This is a genomic window from Aquabacterium parvum, assembly GCF_001447195.1.
Lineage (GTDB): Bacteria > Pseudomonadota > Gammaproteobacteria > Burkholderiales > Burkholderiaceae_C > Aquabacterium > Aquabacterium parvum.
In genome coordinates this window covers 1-521 of sequence record NZ_LFRI01000434.1, presented here as the reverse complement: position 1 = coordinate 521, position 521 = coordinate 1, and the positions used below count along the sequence as shown (strand labels likewise).

The following is a 521-nucleotide window of genomic DNA, read 5'->3' as shown; positions in this document are numbered from 1 at the left end:
GGGCATCACGCGCCATTGACTGTCCGGTCTTTGGCGGCGCCGGCTCCCACCTTGCCACAACGCAGTCAGTTTCCTTTGCGCAATGGGCGCCTCGCAGAGGGGCCTGAAACCCTAACTGGTCGTTGCAGGGGACGCCTCCACCACTGCGCGCTTCGGCCACGCCAAGCGCGCGCCCCTGAACTTGGGCGTTGGGCCTCTTCATTCGTGGCACCATTTCAGACGTGTTCGCATCAATAATTCAGAGGAACCCATGAGCATCCCAGAAGGGGTGGGCCGGATTCATTTCGGCGAATCACCCGACCCATACAAACCAGTTGTGGCATTGCCAAGCAATCCTTTGCTGGGCTGCAAGGCCAGCACACCAGAGCAAGCGTTTGCCAACTTGCAAGAACACTTCAGCTTGTTTGCCCGCTTCTGGTCTGAGCAAGCCACCAGCGATCAGTTGGAATACTGCGCCCGTCTGGCAACGGGCGACACTGCGGGCGATGACATGGCTTTGTGGCTGCCTGAAGGGTTCCTCA

At 59.5% G+C, this 521-nt stretch carries 1 protein-coding gene; it reads left to right on the top strand.

Going from position 1 to position 521, the window contains the following annotated elements; translation table 11 throughout:
• Positions 1 to 250: 250 nt before the first annotated feature.
• Positions 251 to 521, top strand: a 271-nt coding sequence (locus ABG80_RS17450; protein ID WP_152987716.1) for a hypothetical protein, incomplete at its 3' end; no start/stop codon positions are given.